We start from the raw sequence: 15,423 nt of genomic DNA, 5'->3' as shown, positions 1-15,423 counted from the left end.
CCTGCAAGGCCGGCGACAACCGCGCGGTGGCCTGCGCCGCATCGCCCGCCATCACGCGCGACATGAAACCGGCGTCGAGCGCGGCCCGTACCGGAGCCGTCAGCGGCGTGGTCGCGAGGAAGCTCGCCTCGGTGCGGGCCGCGAGCACCGCGCCGAGCACGCCGACCGACATGACGATCGCCGTGAAGCGCGTCGTCGTGCTGATGCCCGACGCCATGCCGGTACGCTCCGGCGGCACGCATGCCATGATCGCCTTCTGCGTATCGCCGTTCAGCACACCCGCGCCGAGCCCCGTCACGACCATCCCGCACGCGACCCAGGCGTAGCGCTCGCCGCCGGCCGCGAGCGCGGTCAGCAGATTGCCGAGCGCGATCAGCAGCAGGCCCACGCTCAGCAGGGTCATTTGCGGAACGCGTCGGCCAAGGCGCGCGCCGAGGTAAGGCCCCGCCACCATCGCGAGCGCGAACGGCAGCATGCCGACACCGGCGGCGATCGCCGGCAGACCGAACGCGTTTTGCAGATACAGCGGCAGGAACGTCATCATCACCTGCGCGCAGGCGGCATAGCCGAACATCGCGAGCACCGCGGCGACGAAGCGCGGTTGCCGGAACAGGGCAAGATCGACCATCGCGTGAACGCGGACGCGCTGCAATTGCACGAACGCGCCGCCAAGCAGCACGCACGCCGCGAGCCGCGCACCGGTGGCCCAGCTCGCGAGGCCATGCGACGGCACTTCGATCAGCGCCCAGATGCCGGATGCGAGCGCGAGCCCGAACAGCAGGCTGCCGGCCGCGTCGAGCGAACCGGGCGACGGGTTGCGCGATTCGCGCAGCTCGCGCGCCGCGCACCAGCCGAGCACGGCGCACACCGGCAGATTGAGCAGAAAGATCCAGCGCCAGCCGAGCCATTGCGTAATCACGCCGCCGACCAGCGGCGCGACCGTCGTCGCGACGCCCATGCAGGTGCCCCACACGGCCCACGCGCGCACGCGGGCAACGGGGTCGTGGAAGGTGTTGGCGATCACCGCGAGCGCCGCGGTCAGCAGCATCGCGGCGCCCACGCCCTTGAGCGCGCGCGCGAGGTTCAGCACCAGCGCCGAAGGCGCGAGGCCGCAGCCGAGCGAGGCCAGCAGGAACACCGCGAGACCGGTCAGCAGCATGCGCTTGCGGCCGACCCGGTCGGCGAGCGCGCCCGCCGGCAGCAGACACGACGCGAACGCGACCATGTACGCGCTGACAACCCATTCGACGTCGGCGAAACTCGCGTGGAACGAGCGCGCGATCGACGGCAGCGAGACGGCGACGACATTGGTGTCGAGCACGATCAACGCGCAGGTGGCCGAAGCGATGGCGAGCACGAAGCCGGGACGGGCGGGAGGTTCCTGCGCAGACGATGCGCGACGGCCGGGGATCAGTGACATACAGGCGGATTCGGAACGGATTAAGGGCGGATCAGGCGCGGATAGCGATTGGACGAAAGGTTTTCAAAGCGCGCTAGCTGGCTGATACGAAGCAGATGCGCAAAGCAGGCCAAAAAGCGGCTACGAAGCGGGCACGAAGCGAAAGCCACACTATCGTAGCGAAGTCATTATTGTCTGTCATTGACATAGAATCGAAGAATAATTGTCCCTGAAAGCAATACCGAAAAACCATGCGGCAACTTGAATTGCGCCATATCCGCGCTTTCGTTTGCGTCGCGCGGCAACTGCACTTCGCGCGCGCCGCCGACGAACTCGGCATCGCCGCGCCGTCGCTGACGCGGCTGATCCAGGAAGCCGAGCGGCTCGTCGGCGCGCGGCTCTTTTACCGCACCAAGCGCTCGGTCGCGCTGAGCGCGGCGGGCAGCGCCTATCTCGCCGAGGCGCTCGCGGCGCTCGACCATCTCGAACGCGCCGGGCAGCGCGCGATGCTCGCCGAGCGTGGCGAACTGGGGCGCATCGAGGTCGGCTATGTGGCGTCGGCGGTGTATGTCGGCGTCCTGCAGAAGGCGGTCGGCGGATTTCGCGGCACGCATCCCGGCGTCGAGGTGGCGATCCAGGAAGTCCCGATGGACGCAGTCGCCGGCATGCTCGGCGACGGTCTGCTCGACGCCGCCTACATCCGCCCGCCGATGCCGCTCGCGAGCGGCATTCAGGCCGTGACCGTGCATCGCGATCGATTCGTACTGGCGCTGCCGGCCAGCTCTCCGCTCGCGGCGTCGGCGAGCCTGCGGCCCGCGCAGTTACGCGACCAGTGCTTCGCGCTGCCCGAACAGGAATCGGGCACCTTCGAAGTCGCGCGGCGCGGCCGCTTTTCGCCGCGTCTCGGCCCTCGCCCCGGCACGCTCGCGGCCGTACTCGCCTGCGTGTCGCTCGGCGGCAACGTGGCGGTCGTGCCGCATACACTCGCCGATTGCATCGCGCTGCCCGGCGTCGCGTATCGCGACATCGCCGGTCAGCCGATTGCCTCGGAAATCGCGCTCGCGTTCCGCCAGTACGAGCGGGCGCCGGCCGTGAAGGCGTTTCTGCGCTTCGCGCGCGGCGTCAAAAACCTGGGCTGACACGCACCGCTGCTCCGCATGGAGACTCGCGTCGATCGTGTCTACGAGCAAAAGCGCACGACCGTCAGCGTCCGCCGCAACACATACGGCCGCTTTCGTTATATCCTGACGGATATTACGCTAGGCTTTGCCGCAACCACGGCGAGGCGCAACGAATCAGCAGGAGCCCTCAGCGGTGCGCAGTCGATCCACTTTGCCGGCCCCCGGGTCGCGCGTTCAATCCGGGCACGGCCAGCGTGTGGCGCACGAGATATCGTCGGCCATCGTCGCGGTGAAGTCCGCGTCCGGGCGCGGACGGGCCGAAACGATCCGCGACGTCGTCGACGCCTACCGGCGCCTGTACGGCAGCGTGCAGCGCTTCGTCGCGATGCTCGGCGGCGACCCGTCGAGCATCGCGGCCATCGGCGCATCGGGCTCGCATGCGCTGAATCCGTTGCTGTCGCTCCTCGCCGGACGGGCGCGCGCGAACGCCTTCGCGCGTCTGCGCGAACTGAAAGCGACGATCGAGGAAGCGCGTCTCGCCGAGCATCTGCGCGATGCGATTTTCTCCGACGCGCTCAGCAACGATCTGCCCGCGTTGCGCCAGGCGGTGGCCGAACTCGAACGGCTCGACGCCGCGATGGTCGGCCTCTGCGTCGGGCACGTGCTCGAACAGCATGCGCGACCGGCCGGCGAAGCGATTCGTCCCGTGCTGCGCTCCGCGGCCCAGCGCGAACGCGCCGCGGTGCGCCGCTCGCAAAGCGCGAGAACCGCGACCGTGGCAGCGGCAGTGGCCGCCGAAGCGCCGCATGAACACGCCGGAGCAACGCTGGTTCACCCCGCCGACTGACCCGCCGACTCATACCCCGATGCACGAACGCCGCCCATGAACGCTTTTTTTCGCCCCTCGTTATATCGACGCGAATACATCGCAGGCGACGCCCTGCGCGCCATTCGCACGATAAACGCGGGCGCAAGCACGCGGCCCGACTGACACGAACCGGATTCGAGACCTTCATGCACACGCCCCCGTTTCCCCTTGCCCAGCCTTCGCGTCTGAAACTGTCCGGCGACGAACTCGCGAGCACCGGCATTCGCGCAATCGACGCATGCTGCGCGCCGTCGCAGGCCATGCCGCCCACCGTCAAGCGCCGTGCGCGCCTGTCCGAACTCGACAGCCATCTGCACTGCTCGATCATCGGCACCTGCCTCGGCACGCACGAATTGCGCAAGCTGGTGCCGAAATTCACGAACCTCGACCGTCACGACGCGAGCGACCTCGACATCCATCACACGGCGGTCGAACTCGCGATCGAAGGCGGCGCGGGCGCGAAAGCGCTGCACAAGCTGCTCGACGAACGCTACGCGGGTGCGGTGCGCCGCTTCGAAAAGGCCGCCGACGACTTCGAACTCCTGAAGCTCTGGGACGAAGCGCTGAAAAACGGCGATATCCCGCCCGCCTACTGGGCGCTGATGACGCATCCGCTCACGACGATGCCCGTGCGCCAGAAAGCATTCGGCGACCTGCACATGCTCTCGCATCTGGTCGGCGCGGCCAATCGCGCCGATATCCGGCGGCTCGTCGCCCTGGAAGCGGAAAACGTCGCGTTGAAGGAGAAGATCGAGCGGCAACAGAACCGTCTGCAGGAACTCGGCGTCGAGCGGGATAAATCGGTCGCCGCGCTCGACGGGCAGATCGCGCAACTTCAGGCGGCACGCCAGTTGCCCGCCGATGCCGCCGGCCTCGAAGCCGAGTTGGCCTATCTGCGCGAACGGCTCGCCGATGCCGAGCAACGCATTGCGCTGCAGACGAGCCGCCGCGAAGCGGCCGAGCAGCGCATGCAGCAGGAACAGGAAGCCGCGCTCGCGCTACGCGGCAGCCGCGACCAGGCGCTCGCGCAGTTGAAGCTCGTGCAAAGCGAATGCGATGCGCTCGAACGCGCCACCGTCGATGCCGCCGAAGCCACGCACGCCACGGCCACGCCCGCTGCCGGCGGCGCGGGCGCGCGCCGTGCGAGCCTCGACGGCGTGCAGGGCAAGCGGATCGTCTACGTGGGTGGCCGGCCCGGCTCGAACGCCGCGCTCAAACGGCTCGTCGATGCGGCCGGCGGCGAACTGGTGCTGCACGACGGCGGGGTCGAGGATCGCAAGGGCTTGCTGGCCGCCGCGTTGCCGGGCGCCGATATCGTCGTGTTTCCGGTGGACTGTGTCGACCACGATTCGATGAACACGCTCAAGCGGGTCTGCGAACGTCACGGAATCGACTATCACCCGTTGCGCACGGCGAGCGTCGCGAGCTTCGTCGAATTGATGGCGCGGCTGCATCCCGAACATCTCGCGCAACTTCGCCAGGTGCCGCCTTCGTCGTTCTGTCTGCGGCATGGTTGAGCGCCGCACCTGAGGCGGCATGGCGCGATATATCGAGGCTAACCCAGCGGCATAACCCGGCGCGGCATGCGAGCGCGCCGCTCAGGAGCGGATCAGCTTCACCAGTTCGCCGATCTGCTTCGAGCAACTACGGCGCGCCTCCTCTTCGACCTCGCGATACAGCCGGATGATGGTTTCGCCGACCGGCGTCAGCGTGCAGCCCCCGCCGCTTTGCCCGCCCTGCTCCGAATGCGTGGCCGGTGACTTCAGCGAGCGGTTCAGCTCGTCGATCAGCAGCCACGCGCGCCGGTACGACATGTCGAGACTGCGCGCCGCCGCCGAGATCGAGCCATATTCGCGCACCGCTTCGAGCAGATCGACCTTGCCCGGTCCGAGCGCGACCGACTCGCCATGACGGATGCGCATTCTGAAGCGCACTTCGGGACGCACCTTCGCGGATTTCGTCGCCGGAGCGGATTGGGGTTTCGCGGATTTCGCGGTCTTAGCGGTGTCGGCCATGCGCGCAAGCATACACGAAGCGCCCCGCGCCGCCACTTGACCGTGGGCCTCAGCGGGGTGTCAGCGGCGTGTCAATGAGGTATCAGCGGCGCGGTGGGAAACAATACCCGTAGTCCTCGCAGCCGGGGCAACCCGGCGCCGGTCCCGGTTGCAACCCCAGCGAAAGCGCGCATTGCGCGGCGAGGAATTTCTTCCAGCGCAGGTTCTCGACGTTCAACGCGACGAGTGACGGGAAATAGCGTGTGAGCATCCACGTGACTTCGTCGCGGCCGGCAAGGCCAAGGTCGCGCCACAAATGATCGGGACGCAGGCACGCGTGCGCGATGATCGTGGCGAGGCAGCGCGCGTCGTCTGCATGGACCGTGCCGCTGGCATGGGCAAGCAGCAGCGCGTGGAGCGCGCGAATGAAGCGCGCGCGTTCTTCGAGGCTGAGCGGCAGCGATTGCGGTAACGCGGATTTCGTCGCGCGGCCAAAATGCCGCGCGAGCAATGCGCGCCATTCGGGCAGCGGCAAACCGAGCAACGCGAGTTCGTTGCGTGCGTCGCGCTCTGCGATCAGTTTGGCGAAGAGCCGCGTGTCGGGATGGTCCGCGCGCGTGGCCTCGTTCAACCAGCCACGCATACACTCTGCGACTCGCGCATCGGCCGGCCATTGCAGCACGTCGCCGCCGTTCGCCGCGGCGCCCGTCATTCGTGCAAACGGATCATCTGGCCGCATCATGGCCCCGCCATGATCGATGACGAACCCACATCACCAAAGAAGTCCACGCGCATCTCACACCTCATCCTCATGCGCTCGGCTTCTGATCTCGGCCAGCGACACGTCGCTCAACAGGCGCCCCGAATCGAACACCGTCACGAGCGCCTCGTCCCATTCGTCGGCAACGGTGCGTTCATCCCACGCGAGCGGTAGCGTCACCGTGCGGTACTCGCCGGTGACGCGATGGCGCAGCAGCGTAAGCCGCCCTTTCATCGAGCGCTTGCCGTGATCGGTGACCGGGTCCTTCGACACGTCGTGCCATGTGTCGCCGAGGCGGATCGCCGAGCACTTCATCGCGAAGCACTGCGTGTCGCGATTGATCTGCTGCAACAGCGCGCCGCCCATGCCGAACACGATGTTGTCGGTGGCGAAACCGGCCTCGTCCATCGCGACGAGAATCGCCTCGATCGAATCGGGGTTCACGCCGTCGCCCTGAATCACGCGCACGTTGTTGAGCACGCGCCGTCCCTTGCTGTTCGTCACGGCGCCGAACGACGCTTCGAGCAGGCGCAGCGTCTCCAATACGATCGTGCGCGGATCGCCCGAGTCGGGCCGGATCACGAGCGTGCCGCCGGAATCGAGCACGGCCTGTTTGAGCTCCGTGCCCCATGCGTCGAGCGCGGCGAACAGATCGTACGAATCGGACACCACCGACACGATCGCGCCCGGCTTGCCGAAGCGCGCGATCATGTTGCGGTACGCGTCGATCTCGCGCTCGCGGCCCCATGACGTGATCGTGCTGTGCTCGGCCGCCGGCACCGAGAACGCGGCCATGCTTTCGTTGTAGTAATGATTCGCGGCAAGCACGCCGAGCACGGTATCCGAGCCCATGAAGCTGACGAGATGCGCCGCTCCGCCAATCGCCGCCGACTCCGCGCTCGACACGCCGCGTGCGCCGAAATCGTGCAGCTTGAACGGCAGTTGCGCGAGGTCGTCGCTGCTCCTGCACAGATACGCCCGAATCGTTTTGCGCAGATGCCAGCTTTGCGTCGCGACCGTGACCGGATACCAGACGCGCAGCAGCATCGTCTCCAGATACGAGGCGAGCCAGAACACCTGCGGGTCGTCGCATTCGACCGTCATCAGCACGTTGTGCGTCGGCACGACCGAGCCTTCGGGCACCGCGCGAATCCGCACCGGCAGATAGCCGCCGTATTGTTCGACCACGTAACGCCAGCCCGCTTCGTTGAACGGCTCGCCATGCGCGCTGAAGAACCCGCGCGCCTGCTCGATCATCGCCGTGGTGATGGGTCGGCACAGGTATTCCTTGAGCAGCATCTGCAGGCCGAAGAACAGCGTACGCTCATAGCGCCCGCCGCGCGATTCGACGTACGAGAACATTGCCGAGGCATCGGGCGGATATTGCAGGTAGTGCGATGCCTTATACGAATCCGTGTTCAGAATCGGATTGGCCAGGATCGACGCGAAGTCGGAACGACCCTGCGCGTCGGGTGTGGACTGTGCTGCGCTCACGTGAATGTCTCGCTGGAGTGGCTGGACGGCGGGGCCGTCTCATCGTCGGCGCCCCCCTATACCGTCGCAATATACCGGGAATCGCCGGTCTGTTTGACCTTACTCCGATATGCACGCGAGCGCCCGGGCGTGCGCGGCCTCAAACGCCGGGCTTCAGTTGCGGCAGCACCTCGGGCCAGGCCGCGAGCAGACGGCCGGGCACGCTGCGGTGGCGCTCGGCGCCGGCCGGCCACAGCATGTTCGCGAGCAGGCCGAGGCCCTGCGCGAGCGTGCTGTCGCGCGCGGCAATGACGACCGGCACACCGCGGCTCAACGCGTCGTTGACGTGCCGGTCGTCGCGCGGCAACTGATGCGCGACCTTCGCGCCGAGCGTGCGCTCGAGCATCGGCAGATTGATCCGTGCGTTCTTCTCGTATTGATTGACGACGACACGCACCTTGCTCGCCGGGTGTCCGAGTTCGCGAAAAATATCGAGCATGCGGCGCGCACCGTGCAGGTGCAGCGGATGTTGCCGCACGACCATGCAGATCGCGTCGCTATGCGCGAGCGCGCGGATCGTTAGCGGATTGAGGCTCTGGCCGATGTCGATCAGCACCGCGTCGTAGCGCTCGCGCACCCATGCGAGCACGCGCTCGAGCTGCGCCGGCAGGAGTTCGGCGGCCTTCAGCGGATCGCCCGCGCCGGCCAGCAGATCGAGATTCGGGCGCACGTGCATCGCGCAGGCATCGAACAGCCCCGCGTCGAGCGGCTCGTCGCGCGCGCACAGATCGGCCAGCGTCATCGGCGGCGGCCGGTCGGCCAGCAGCAGGCTGGCGTCGGCGAATTGCTGGCTCAGGTCGATCAGCAGCACGCGGCGGTTGCGCTGCGCCGCGAGCGCGCAGGCGAGATTGACGGCGACCAGCGTCGTGCCGCTGCCGCCCTTGCTCGAGGCGAGCGACACGATACGCGCGCCGCGCTGCTCGCAGCCGCCCTTCGCCGCGTCGATCCGCGCGAGCGCGTCGCCGACGGCCTCGGGTTCGAGCGGCCACGACAGCACGTGACTCACGCCGACGCGCATCGCCGCGCCGAGCAACGCGCTCGACGGCGCAGGCGTCACGAGCATGCAATGCAGCGTGGGCGCGCAGGCCAGCGTTTCCTCGATGCCGTCCAGCCCGTGCGCGTCCAGATTGGCGTCGTCGACGATCAGCAGGTCGGCGTTACGGATCAGATGCGCATGCATGCGCAGTTGCCGGACCGAACCGTAGGCGGTACGCAGGCGGTAACGCACACCGCTGTCGTCGAGCCGCTCGACGACGCGCTGCGCGTTTTCGGTGCTGGCGGCAATCAGGAAAATCTCGATCATGGCGTGTCTGCGGCGCCGCGAGGGCGTTTCCGGCAGCTCTTTCTTGTACTCTTGTACGGAAGGGGTGACCTGCTTTGTCGATCGGCGTCGCGCTACGAGCCGCCTTCGTCGTCATCCTCCGATGGCCGCCGCACGTCCCGTTCGGCTTGCCGCCCGCATGCCGGCGGCATTTCATACAGGGCGTCGCGCAGCAGGTCGCGCCGGATCTCGGCCTGCGCCTTGCGCCTGAGTGCATCGGCGACCACCAGCGTCAACAGATCGACCGACGACACGCGCGCCTCGGCAAAGAAGCGCGCCCGCGACGCCACCACATGGCGCCGCCAGACCAGTCCGCGAGCCCTCGAAACACCGGCCGCGCGGACGGCGGCCGGCTTGCGAATCAGTTGTTCCATGACATCCCCCGATATCGGACAGGACTGCGCCATGCGGCACAGTCCGGCGCTCGTCCGGGCCGCCGTGCCCGTGTCGAACCACGGACACGGCACCCAGTTCACCTCGTACCTCCGTCTCTCTACGGAGACTGTGGCCTCTCTCCCCGCTTCATCGCGCCGGCCAGGTCCTGATCCGGCGCTGCCCCTTCCGTTCGATCGGCGCGTCGCTCGCAAACGTTGCAATCGCATCACCTGTCGTTATCGTCGTCCTTTTCGTGTCGGCCTGACCAAAAGCCGAAAAGGAAAACGGTGAGTCCGATACCTCTCGTCGCTCGATTCTGAATGACCGATTTCAAAAATCTTTCACTCATCTTTTTTATCCGACGCTTGCTTTTTTATTCGGCCCCGCCGCGCTACCGCAAACAGATATTGGCTTCCCCGGCCATGTCCGCGAGTAACCTGTTTTTGCCGCCATTTTTTTAAATCCGGCTTTCCCCGTGCCATTGAAGCGGCGGCAAAAACTTTTTTATGCGGGCGTCCTGTTGCAATGGCCATGCCAACACCCGTTCCAAGCGCCGCCGGTGCCGTCAAAGCCTTGTGCGATCGTCGGCATTCGCGATCCGACGCGGCGCTTTTGCCGTCCCGCCTTCGGTCCGCGCACTCCGCATAGCGCGCATTGATTCGTTCGTGACACGCTATAAAGCAGCCTCGTGATCCGATCACGCTCCGCGTGGCGCGATTTACCGGCTCGCGCCCCCGGCCATGGGCAACGCGGGTCCGGCCGCGCGGGGCTTGCGCGGCGCGGCCGGTCAAAGATACCGCTCGCGGCGCAACGGCAAACCGGCCCGCCGGAGCCTGCCCAATCTGTCGCAAGCTTGAAACACGCGCGCATGCCTGTCGCGAACCGGTGACTTCGCTAAATGCTTAGAAGTTTGTCATCTAATGTTAGATGCCACTCATAAGTGGGCTTGACCGTTTATTCTTTAGCCGCTCAAGTCAGTCCGATAACGTGCAAATCCTTTCTTTATCCATGCATGTTCGTATGGCGCTCCTGGTCGCTTTCGCTTATCGTTAAGGGGCTATGTGCCAATCAGAGCGCCGATATCGGGTCAACGAGGCAAACAAATCAGGCAGTGAGCGAGACAATCGGTTCTAGTGGTTTTCACGATTCGGGGATAAAGTCGCCGGGCAGTTTCAGCAATGAACGCTATTTGCGGCGCCATTGCCTGATTCATCCCGCATCGAGTGCGTGGCGGTTCGCACCACGCCGCTCCCGTTTCCGCGATCCGCCGCTGCCGTCTGTGCGTCGCTACCGGCTTGTCTCTGACCGTTACGCGTTGAGGGCGGCTCCGGAACCGTGCAACCGGAGCGGCCTGCAGAAGGCACAGGCGGCTGGCGCGCGCACGGCCTATCTGGCCAGTACGTCGCACAGCAGTCCTGACAGCTGTATCGAACCGGGGGAATCATGACTACCACCTGCACGCCTGCCGACACGGAGCGCACCGTTCTGTGCGTGGCGAACTCGCCCGACCCTAAGCTCGTCGAATTTCTGGCCGCGTCCGGCTGGCAAGCCGTGCATGCGAAAAGCACAGCCGCCGCCGAACGGATGATCGAACGCGGCAACATCAAGGTCGGTCTCGTGCAACTGCCCGAAGACTGCACCTCGCAGCAACTCTCCGCACTGGCCTCGTGCATGTGCGGCGTCCAGACCAACTGGGTCGCGCAGATCGTGCCGGGCCAGAGCGAGAACGAACTGGTCAGCCGCTTTATCCTCGATTACTGCTTCGACTTCGTCACGCAGCCGTGGCTCAACGACCGGCTCGTGTTCGCGCTCGGGCACGCGCACGGCCTCTCCAGCCTGCGCCAGCCGCGCATCGCGCCGGAGCCCTCGCTCGGCCGGCACGGCATGGTCGGGCAAAGCGAGCCGATGCAGCAGCTTTACCGCCGCATCGACAAATGCGGCGTGACCGACGCGCCGGTATTCATCGCGGGCGAATCGGGCACGGGCAAGGAACTGACCGCCCGTGCGATTCACGAGCGCTCGCCGCGCGCGAGCCGCCCCTTCGTCGCGATCAATTGCGCGGCGATCCCGCCGAGCCTGTTGCAGGCCGAACTGTTCGGCCATGAGCGCGGCGCGTTTACCGGCGCGCTGCAACGCAAGATCGGCCGCATCGAAAGCGCGCACGAAGGCACGCTCTTTCTCGACGAAATCGGCGACATGCCGCACGAGTGCCAGGCGGTGCTGCTGCGCTTTCTGCAGGAAGGCACGATCGAGCGGCTCGGCGGCAATGGCCCGATCAGCATCGACGTGCGCGTGATTTCGGCGACCCACGTCGATCTCGACCGCGCGGTCGAGGACGGCCGCTTCCGCTCCGACCTCTATCACCGGCTCTGCGTGCTGCGCCTCGTCGAGCCGCCGCTGCGCGAGCGCGGCGGCGACATCAAGCTGCTCGCCAACTATGCGCTCAGCATGTATCGCCAGGACGGCGCGCGCAAACTGCGCGGGCTGTCGAGCGACGCGATCGTCGCGATGTCGAACTATCCGTGGCCGGGCAACGTGCGCGAGTTGATCAACTGCGTGCGCCGCGCGGTCGTGATGAGCGAGGGCCGCTTCATCACCGCGAGCGATCTCGGCTTGCCGGAAACGCATGGCGGCCCGGCCATCACGCTCGCGGAAATCCGCAGCAAGGCCGAGAAAGACGGCATCGAACAGGCGTTGCTGCGGCACGGCTACAAGCTCTCCGATGCCGCGGCCGAACTCGGCATCTCGCGCGCGACGCTGTACCGGCTCATGCATGCGAACCGGCTGCATCAGGAGCCGGGCGGCACACGCGGCGCGCAGGGCGGCGCCGATGCCGACGACGAGGCGGAGCGGCAGGCATCGTCCGTGGCATGAGCGAGGTTTAAGCGCTTTTTTGCGCGGCGGGCCGGTCGAGGGTCATGCGGTTGAAAGCGCCTGGTGTTGTTGTCGGTGACGGCGCATGCCTGGTTGACTGCATACGCTTATCGGGTCCTGTGATCGAGTTCCGTGGCGATCGCCGCACTGAGATCGTCGCACCGTACTTGCCGCGCCGTCGCATCGCTGGAATTTTCTCCTCGGCCTGCCCCACTCCTGGGTAGCGATTCGTGCCGCGAGCCGGCATCCGCTAGTGGTCGTCCACACGCTGCTGAGCCGCCGTCACGCCCGTTTACCCGAGCGCGCCACGCCCTTTCCACCCCTCTGTTTTCCACCTGAACCGGCTCCGGGCAGGCTTCGTGCTACTTCGCCCGTAAGCCCGGGCAAGCACGCCGTCTCTGCCCGCTCCAGGCGCTCCGGGCCGTCCGGCGGACCGCCGCGCGAGGAACTTGTGCGCCCCGGCGGGTGTCGGTCCTTGGTCAGTGTCGCTGAAACACGTCCCGCATTCCGGCACAATCGTCCGCATTCGTTGCATCCCCTTGGCTTTACGGCCGCTTCAGATCTGCTTCAGACCCCATGCAAAAACTATTGCGTCTCTGGTTCTTCGTTGTCCTGCTTGCCGGCGCCGCGCCGGCCCTCTGCGCCACGCCTGCCGCCTCGCCTGCTTCCGCTGCCGCGATCAGCCTGACGCCGGAGCAGGCGCGCGAGGCACTCGCGGTACTCGACGATCCGCAGCGGCGCGCGCAAATCGCCGCTACGCTGCAGGCGATCGCCGCCGCCGACGCGCTGAGCGCGCCGCCCGCTTCCGCGCCAGCCGCTGCATCGCCCCCTGCCTCGGCTGCGGCTGCGGCCAGCGGCACGGCCTCGCTCGTACCCGACGCGTTCAAAACCAACGGTCTCGCCTCGCAGATCGCGCGCCGTGGCGCGTATTGGGCCGCGTATCTGGCGAAGTCGCTGCGCGGCTCGGTCGCGGCCTTACTCGACGTCGCCTCGGTGCGCGCCTGGTGGAACTGGCAGTTCACCAATCCGCAGGCCCGCTCGGTGCTGTTCGAAGTCCTGTGGTCGCTGCTCGCCGCGCTGATCCCGGCGCTGCTGCTCGAATGGCTGACGCGCCGGCTATTGCGGCGCGCGTACCTGGCGCTCGCGGCGCGTCGCGAGCGCACGCAACAGGATGAAGGCGGCGACAGCGCCGCGTACCCGCAGGAGATCGACGTACCGACCCGCATGCCGCCGGTGCCACCCGTGCTCGAAGCCGGGACGCAGGCCGTCGCCATCGGACCGGCCGCCGCCGAAGCAACGCCGTCCGCCGAGGAGGCCGAAGGCAAGCGCAACGCGACGCATCACTGGACGCTGCTGCAACGCCTGCCGCGCGCGCTGCTCATCACCGTGCTGCGGCTGCTGCCGCTCGCGGTCTTCGTCGGCGCGGCGGGCGCGCTGATGTCGTTCTTCACCGACACCGGTACGCCGCAGGACCGCGCGCTCGATTCGCTCGTCGACGTCTACACGCTGTGCCGCGGCATCGTGATCGTCGGCGCGTGCTTCCTGCAGCCGGGCGCGCCGCGTCTGCGGCTGCTGCGCATGGGCGACGCGTGGGCCGCGTTCGTGCTCCAGTGGATCACGCGCATCGTCGGCGTGGTCGGCGCCGGTGTCGCGCTCGCCGAAGTCGCGCAGGCGCTCGGCATGAACGACGCCGCGCATCTCGCGCTGCTGAAGGTGGTCGCGCTCGTCGGCCACGTGATGATCTCGATCCTCGTACTGCGCTGCGCGAAGCCGGTCGGCAAGCGCATCCGCCAGCGCTTCTCCACGAACGAATCGTTGCAGATGTTCGGCAACGCGCTCGCCGACGCATGGGCCTGGGTCACGGTCGTGATCGTCATGGCGCTCTGGTTCGTCTGGGCCTTCGACGTGCAGAACGGCTATCACACGCTCATGCACGTCGGCGGCATGACGCTCGCGATCCTGGTCGGCGCGCGGCTCGCGTCGATCGTGATCTTCGGCGCGCTCGCGCGTATTTTTCATGTGCAGGACGAAGCATCGCGCTCGCTCGTGCATCAGCACGCGTACCGCTATTACCCGCTGCTGCGGCGGCTCGTGAGCTGGATCATCGGCATCGTCACCGCGCTCGCGCTGTTGCAGGCATGGGGCGTGGACGTCGTCGATCTGTTCCGCACAGGCACGATCGGCCACCGGCTCGCCTCGGCGCTCGCGACGATCGGCGTGGCCGCGGTGATTGCGCTGGCCGTGTGGGAAGCCGTCAACGTGGCGGCCGAACGGCGCCTCGACAGCTGGACCGAGCGCGGCGATCTGATGCGCGCCGCGCGGCTGCGCACGCTGATGCCGATGCTGCGCAGCGCGTTGTTCTGCGTGATCGCGCTCGTCGTCGTGCTGACCGGCCTGAGCGAGCTCGGCGTGAACATCGGGCCGCTGCTCGCGGGCGCGAGCATCTTCGGCGTCGCGCTCGGCTTCGGCTCGCAAAAGCTCGTGCAGGACTTCATCACCGGCATCTTCCTGTTGATGGAAAACGCGATGCAGGTCAGCGACTGGGTCACGCTCGCGGGCGTGTCGGGCACCGTCGAATATCTGTCGATCCGCACCGTGCGGCTGCGCGGCAGCGATGGTTCGCTGTTCACGGTGCCGTTCAGTTCGGTGTCGACCGTGAACAATACCAATCGCGGACTCGGCAATGCGGCCGTGCGCGTGAGCATCGTGTTCGGCCAGGACGTGGAGCGCGCGATCGACACGCTCAAGGAAATCGGCGCGTCGCTGCGCACCGACGAGAAGTTCCAGAACGGCATCCTGTCGGACTTTGCGTTCTGGGGCGTCGATGCAGTGGACGGCTCGGCCGTCACGCTGGCCGGTCAGATGCAATGCCGCGATACGGCGCGCTGGGGCGTGCAGCGCGAATTCAACCGGCGCATCGTCGAGCGCTTCAGCGAACGCAGCATCGAGATCGCGAATCCGCAACGCCATCTGCTGACGTGGGACCCGGAGAGCCATGCGGTGAAGACCGATCCCCGCACGCCGCACGAGCCCGGACATGGGCAGATGGAAAGCAAGGCGTCCCGCAAGGGCGACGCGCCGGTGGAAGATCAGATACCGGTCGAGCCGGGTCCGGCCGGCAATCCGGGGCCGGCGTCGCCGCATGCGTGAGACGTGCCGCGCCCCATGACGGGCGCGA

Annotated in this window: 12 protein-coding genes; 5 read left to right on the top strand and 7 right to left on the bottom strand. The window is 67.1% G+C overall.

The annotated features are described in order from the left end of the window. The coding region (locus tag GXB81_RS19240) for an MFS transporter (protein ID WP_205990065.1) at window positions 1-1,420 on the bottom strand (1,420 nt) is incomplete at its 3' end. 230 nt (window positions 1,421-1,650) lie between these two features. On the opposite strand from GXB81_RS19240, the gene GXB81_RS19235 reads away from it, so the two are divergent. From GXB81_RS19235 to GXB81_RS19225, 3 genes are all read left to right on the top strand, one after another. Then, window positions 1,651-2,538, top strand: coding sequence for a LysR family transcriptional regulator (locus GXB81_RS19235; protein ID WP_205990064.1), 888 nt, complete (start codon window positions 1,651-1,653; stop codon window positions 2,536-2,538). Window positions 2,539-2,776: 238 nt separating this feature from the next. Beyond that, complete coding sequence (locus GXB81_RS19230; RefSeq protein WP_345889832.1) at window positions 2,777-3,367, top strand: hypothetical protein; 591 nt, start codon at window positions 2,777-2,779, stop codon at window positions 3,365-3,367. A 167-nt stretch (window positions 3,368-3,534) separates the two neighbouring features. Next, entirely contained in the window at window positions 3,535-4,905 is a 1,371-nt protein-coding gene (locus GXB81_RS19225) for a DUF2325 domain-containing protein (RefSeq protein WP_205990063.1), read from the top strand. Between the two features lie 81 nt (window positions 4,906-4,986). Here the strand turns inward: GXB81_RS19225 and GXB81_RS19220 are convergent, their stop codons facing one another. The 6 genes from GXB81_RS19220 to GXB81_RS19195 all read right to left on the bottom strand — a co-directional run bounded on the left by GXB81_RS19220 (window position 4,987) and on the right by GXB81_RS19195 (window position 9,904). After that, entirely contained in the window at window positions 4,987-5,403 is a 417-nt protein-coding gene (locus GXB81_RS19220) for a LysR family transcriptional regulator (RefSeq protein ID WP_205192809.1), read from the bottom strand. An 82-nt stretch (window positions 5,404-5,485) separates the two neighbouring features. Continuing rightward, the gene (locus GXB81_RS19215; protein ID WP_205990066.1) at window positions 5,486-6,025 is read right to left on the bottom strand and encodes a nitrogen fixation protein NifQ; all 540 of its coding nucleotides are present in this window, start codon (window positions 6,023-6,025) and stop codon (window positions 5,486-5,488) included. Between the two features lie 153 nt (window positions 6,026-6,178). Further along, complete coding sequence (locus GXB81_RS19210) at window positions 6,179-7,636, bottom strand: nicotinate phosphoribosyltransferase (RefSeq protein WP_205990062.1); 1,458 nt, start codon at window positions 7,634-7,636, stop codon at window positions 6,179-6,181. Between the two features lie 139 nt (window positions 7,637-7,775). After that, entirely contained in the window at window positions 7,776-8,978 is a 1,203-nt protein-coding gene (locus tag GXB81_RS19205) for an AAA family ATPase (RefSeq protein ID WP_167281783.1), read from the bottom strand. Between the two features lie 92 nt (window positions 8,979-9,070). Next, window positions 9,071-9,370 carry a hypothetical protein gene (locus tag GXB81_RS19200; RefSeq protein ID WP_240162681.1) on the bottom strand — a complete coding sequence of 100 codons (300 nt, stop codon included), beginning with the start codon at window positions 9,368-9,370 and terminating at the stop codon, window positions 9,071-9,073. Window positions 9,371-9,712: 342 nt separating this feature from the next. Further along, complete coding sequence (locus GXB81_RS19195; RefSeq protein ID WP_205990061.1) at window positions 9,713-9,904, bottom strand: hypothetical protein; 192 nt, start codon at window positions 9,902-9,904, stop codon at window positions 9,713-9,715. 910 nt (window positions 9,905-10,814) lie between these two features. Between GXB81_RS19195 and GXB81_RS19190 the strand changes: the two genes are divergently transcribed. After that, a complete protein-coding gene (locus GXB81_RS19190) occupies window positions 10,815-12,245 on the top strand; it encodes a sigma-54 dependent transcriptional regulator (protein WP_167041694.1) in 1,431 nt (476 codons plus the stop codon). Between the two features lie 576 nt (window positions 12,246-12,821). Then, on the top strand, window positions 12,822-15,395 hold the full coding sequence (locus tag GXB81_RS19185) for a mechanosensitive ion channel domain-containing protein (RefSeq protein WP_205990060.1): 2,574 nt from the start codon (window positions 12,822-12,824) through the stop codon (window positions 15,393-15,395). Window positions 15,396-15,423 lie beyond the last annotated feature (28 nt).

This window comes from Paraburkholderia sp. Ac-20336 (assembly GCF_017105025.1).
GTDB lineage: Bacteria > Pseudomonadota > Gammaproteobacteria > Burkholderiales > Burkholderiaceae > Paraburkholderia.
The sequence above is the reverse complement of the archived record's forward strand: the minus strand, read 5'-3'. Positions and strand labels throughout refer to the sequence as shown.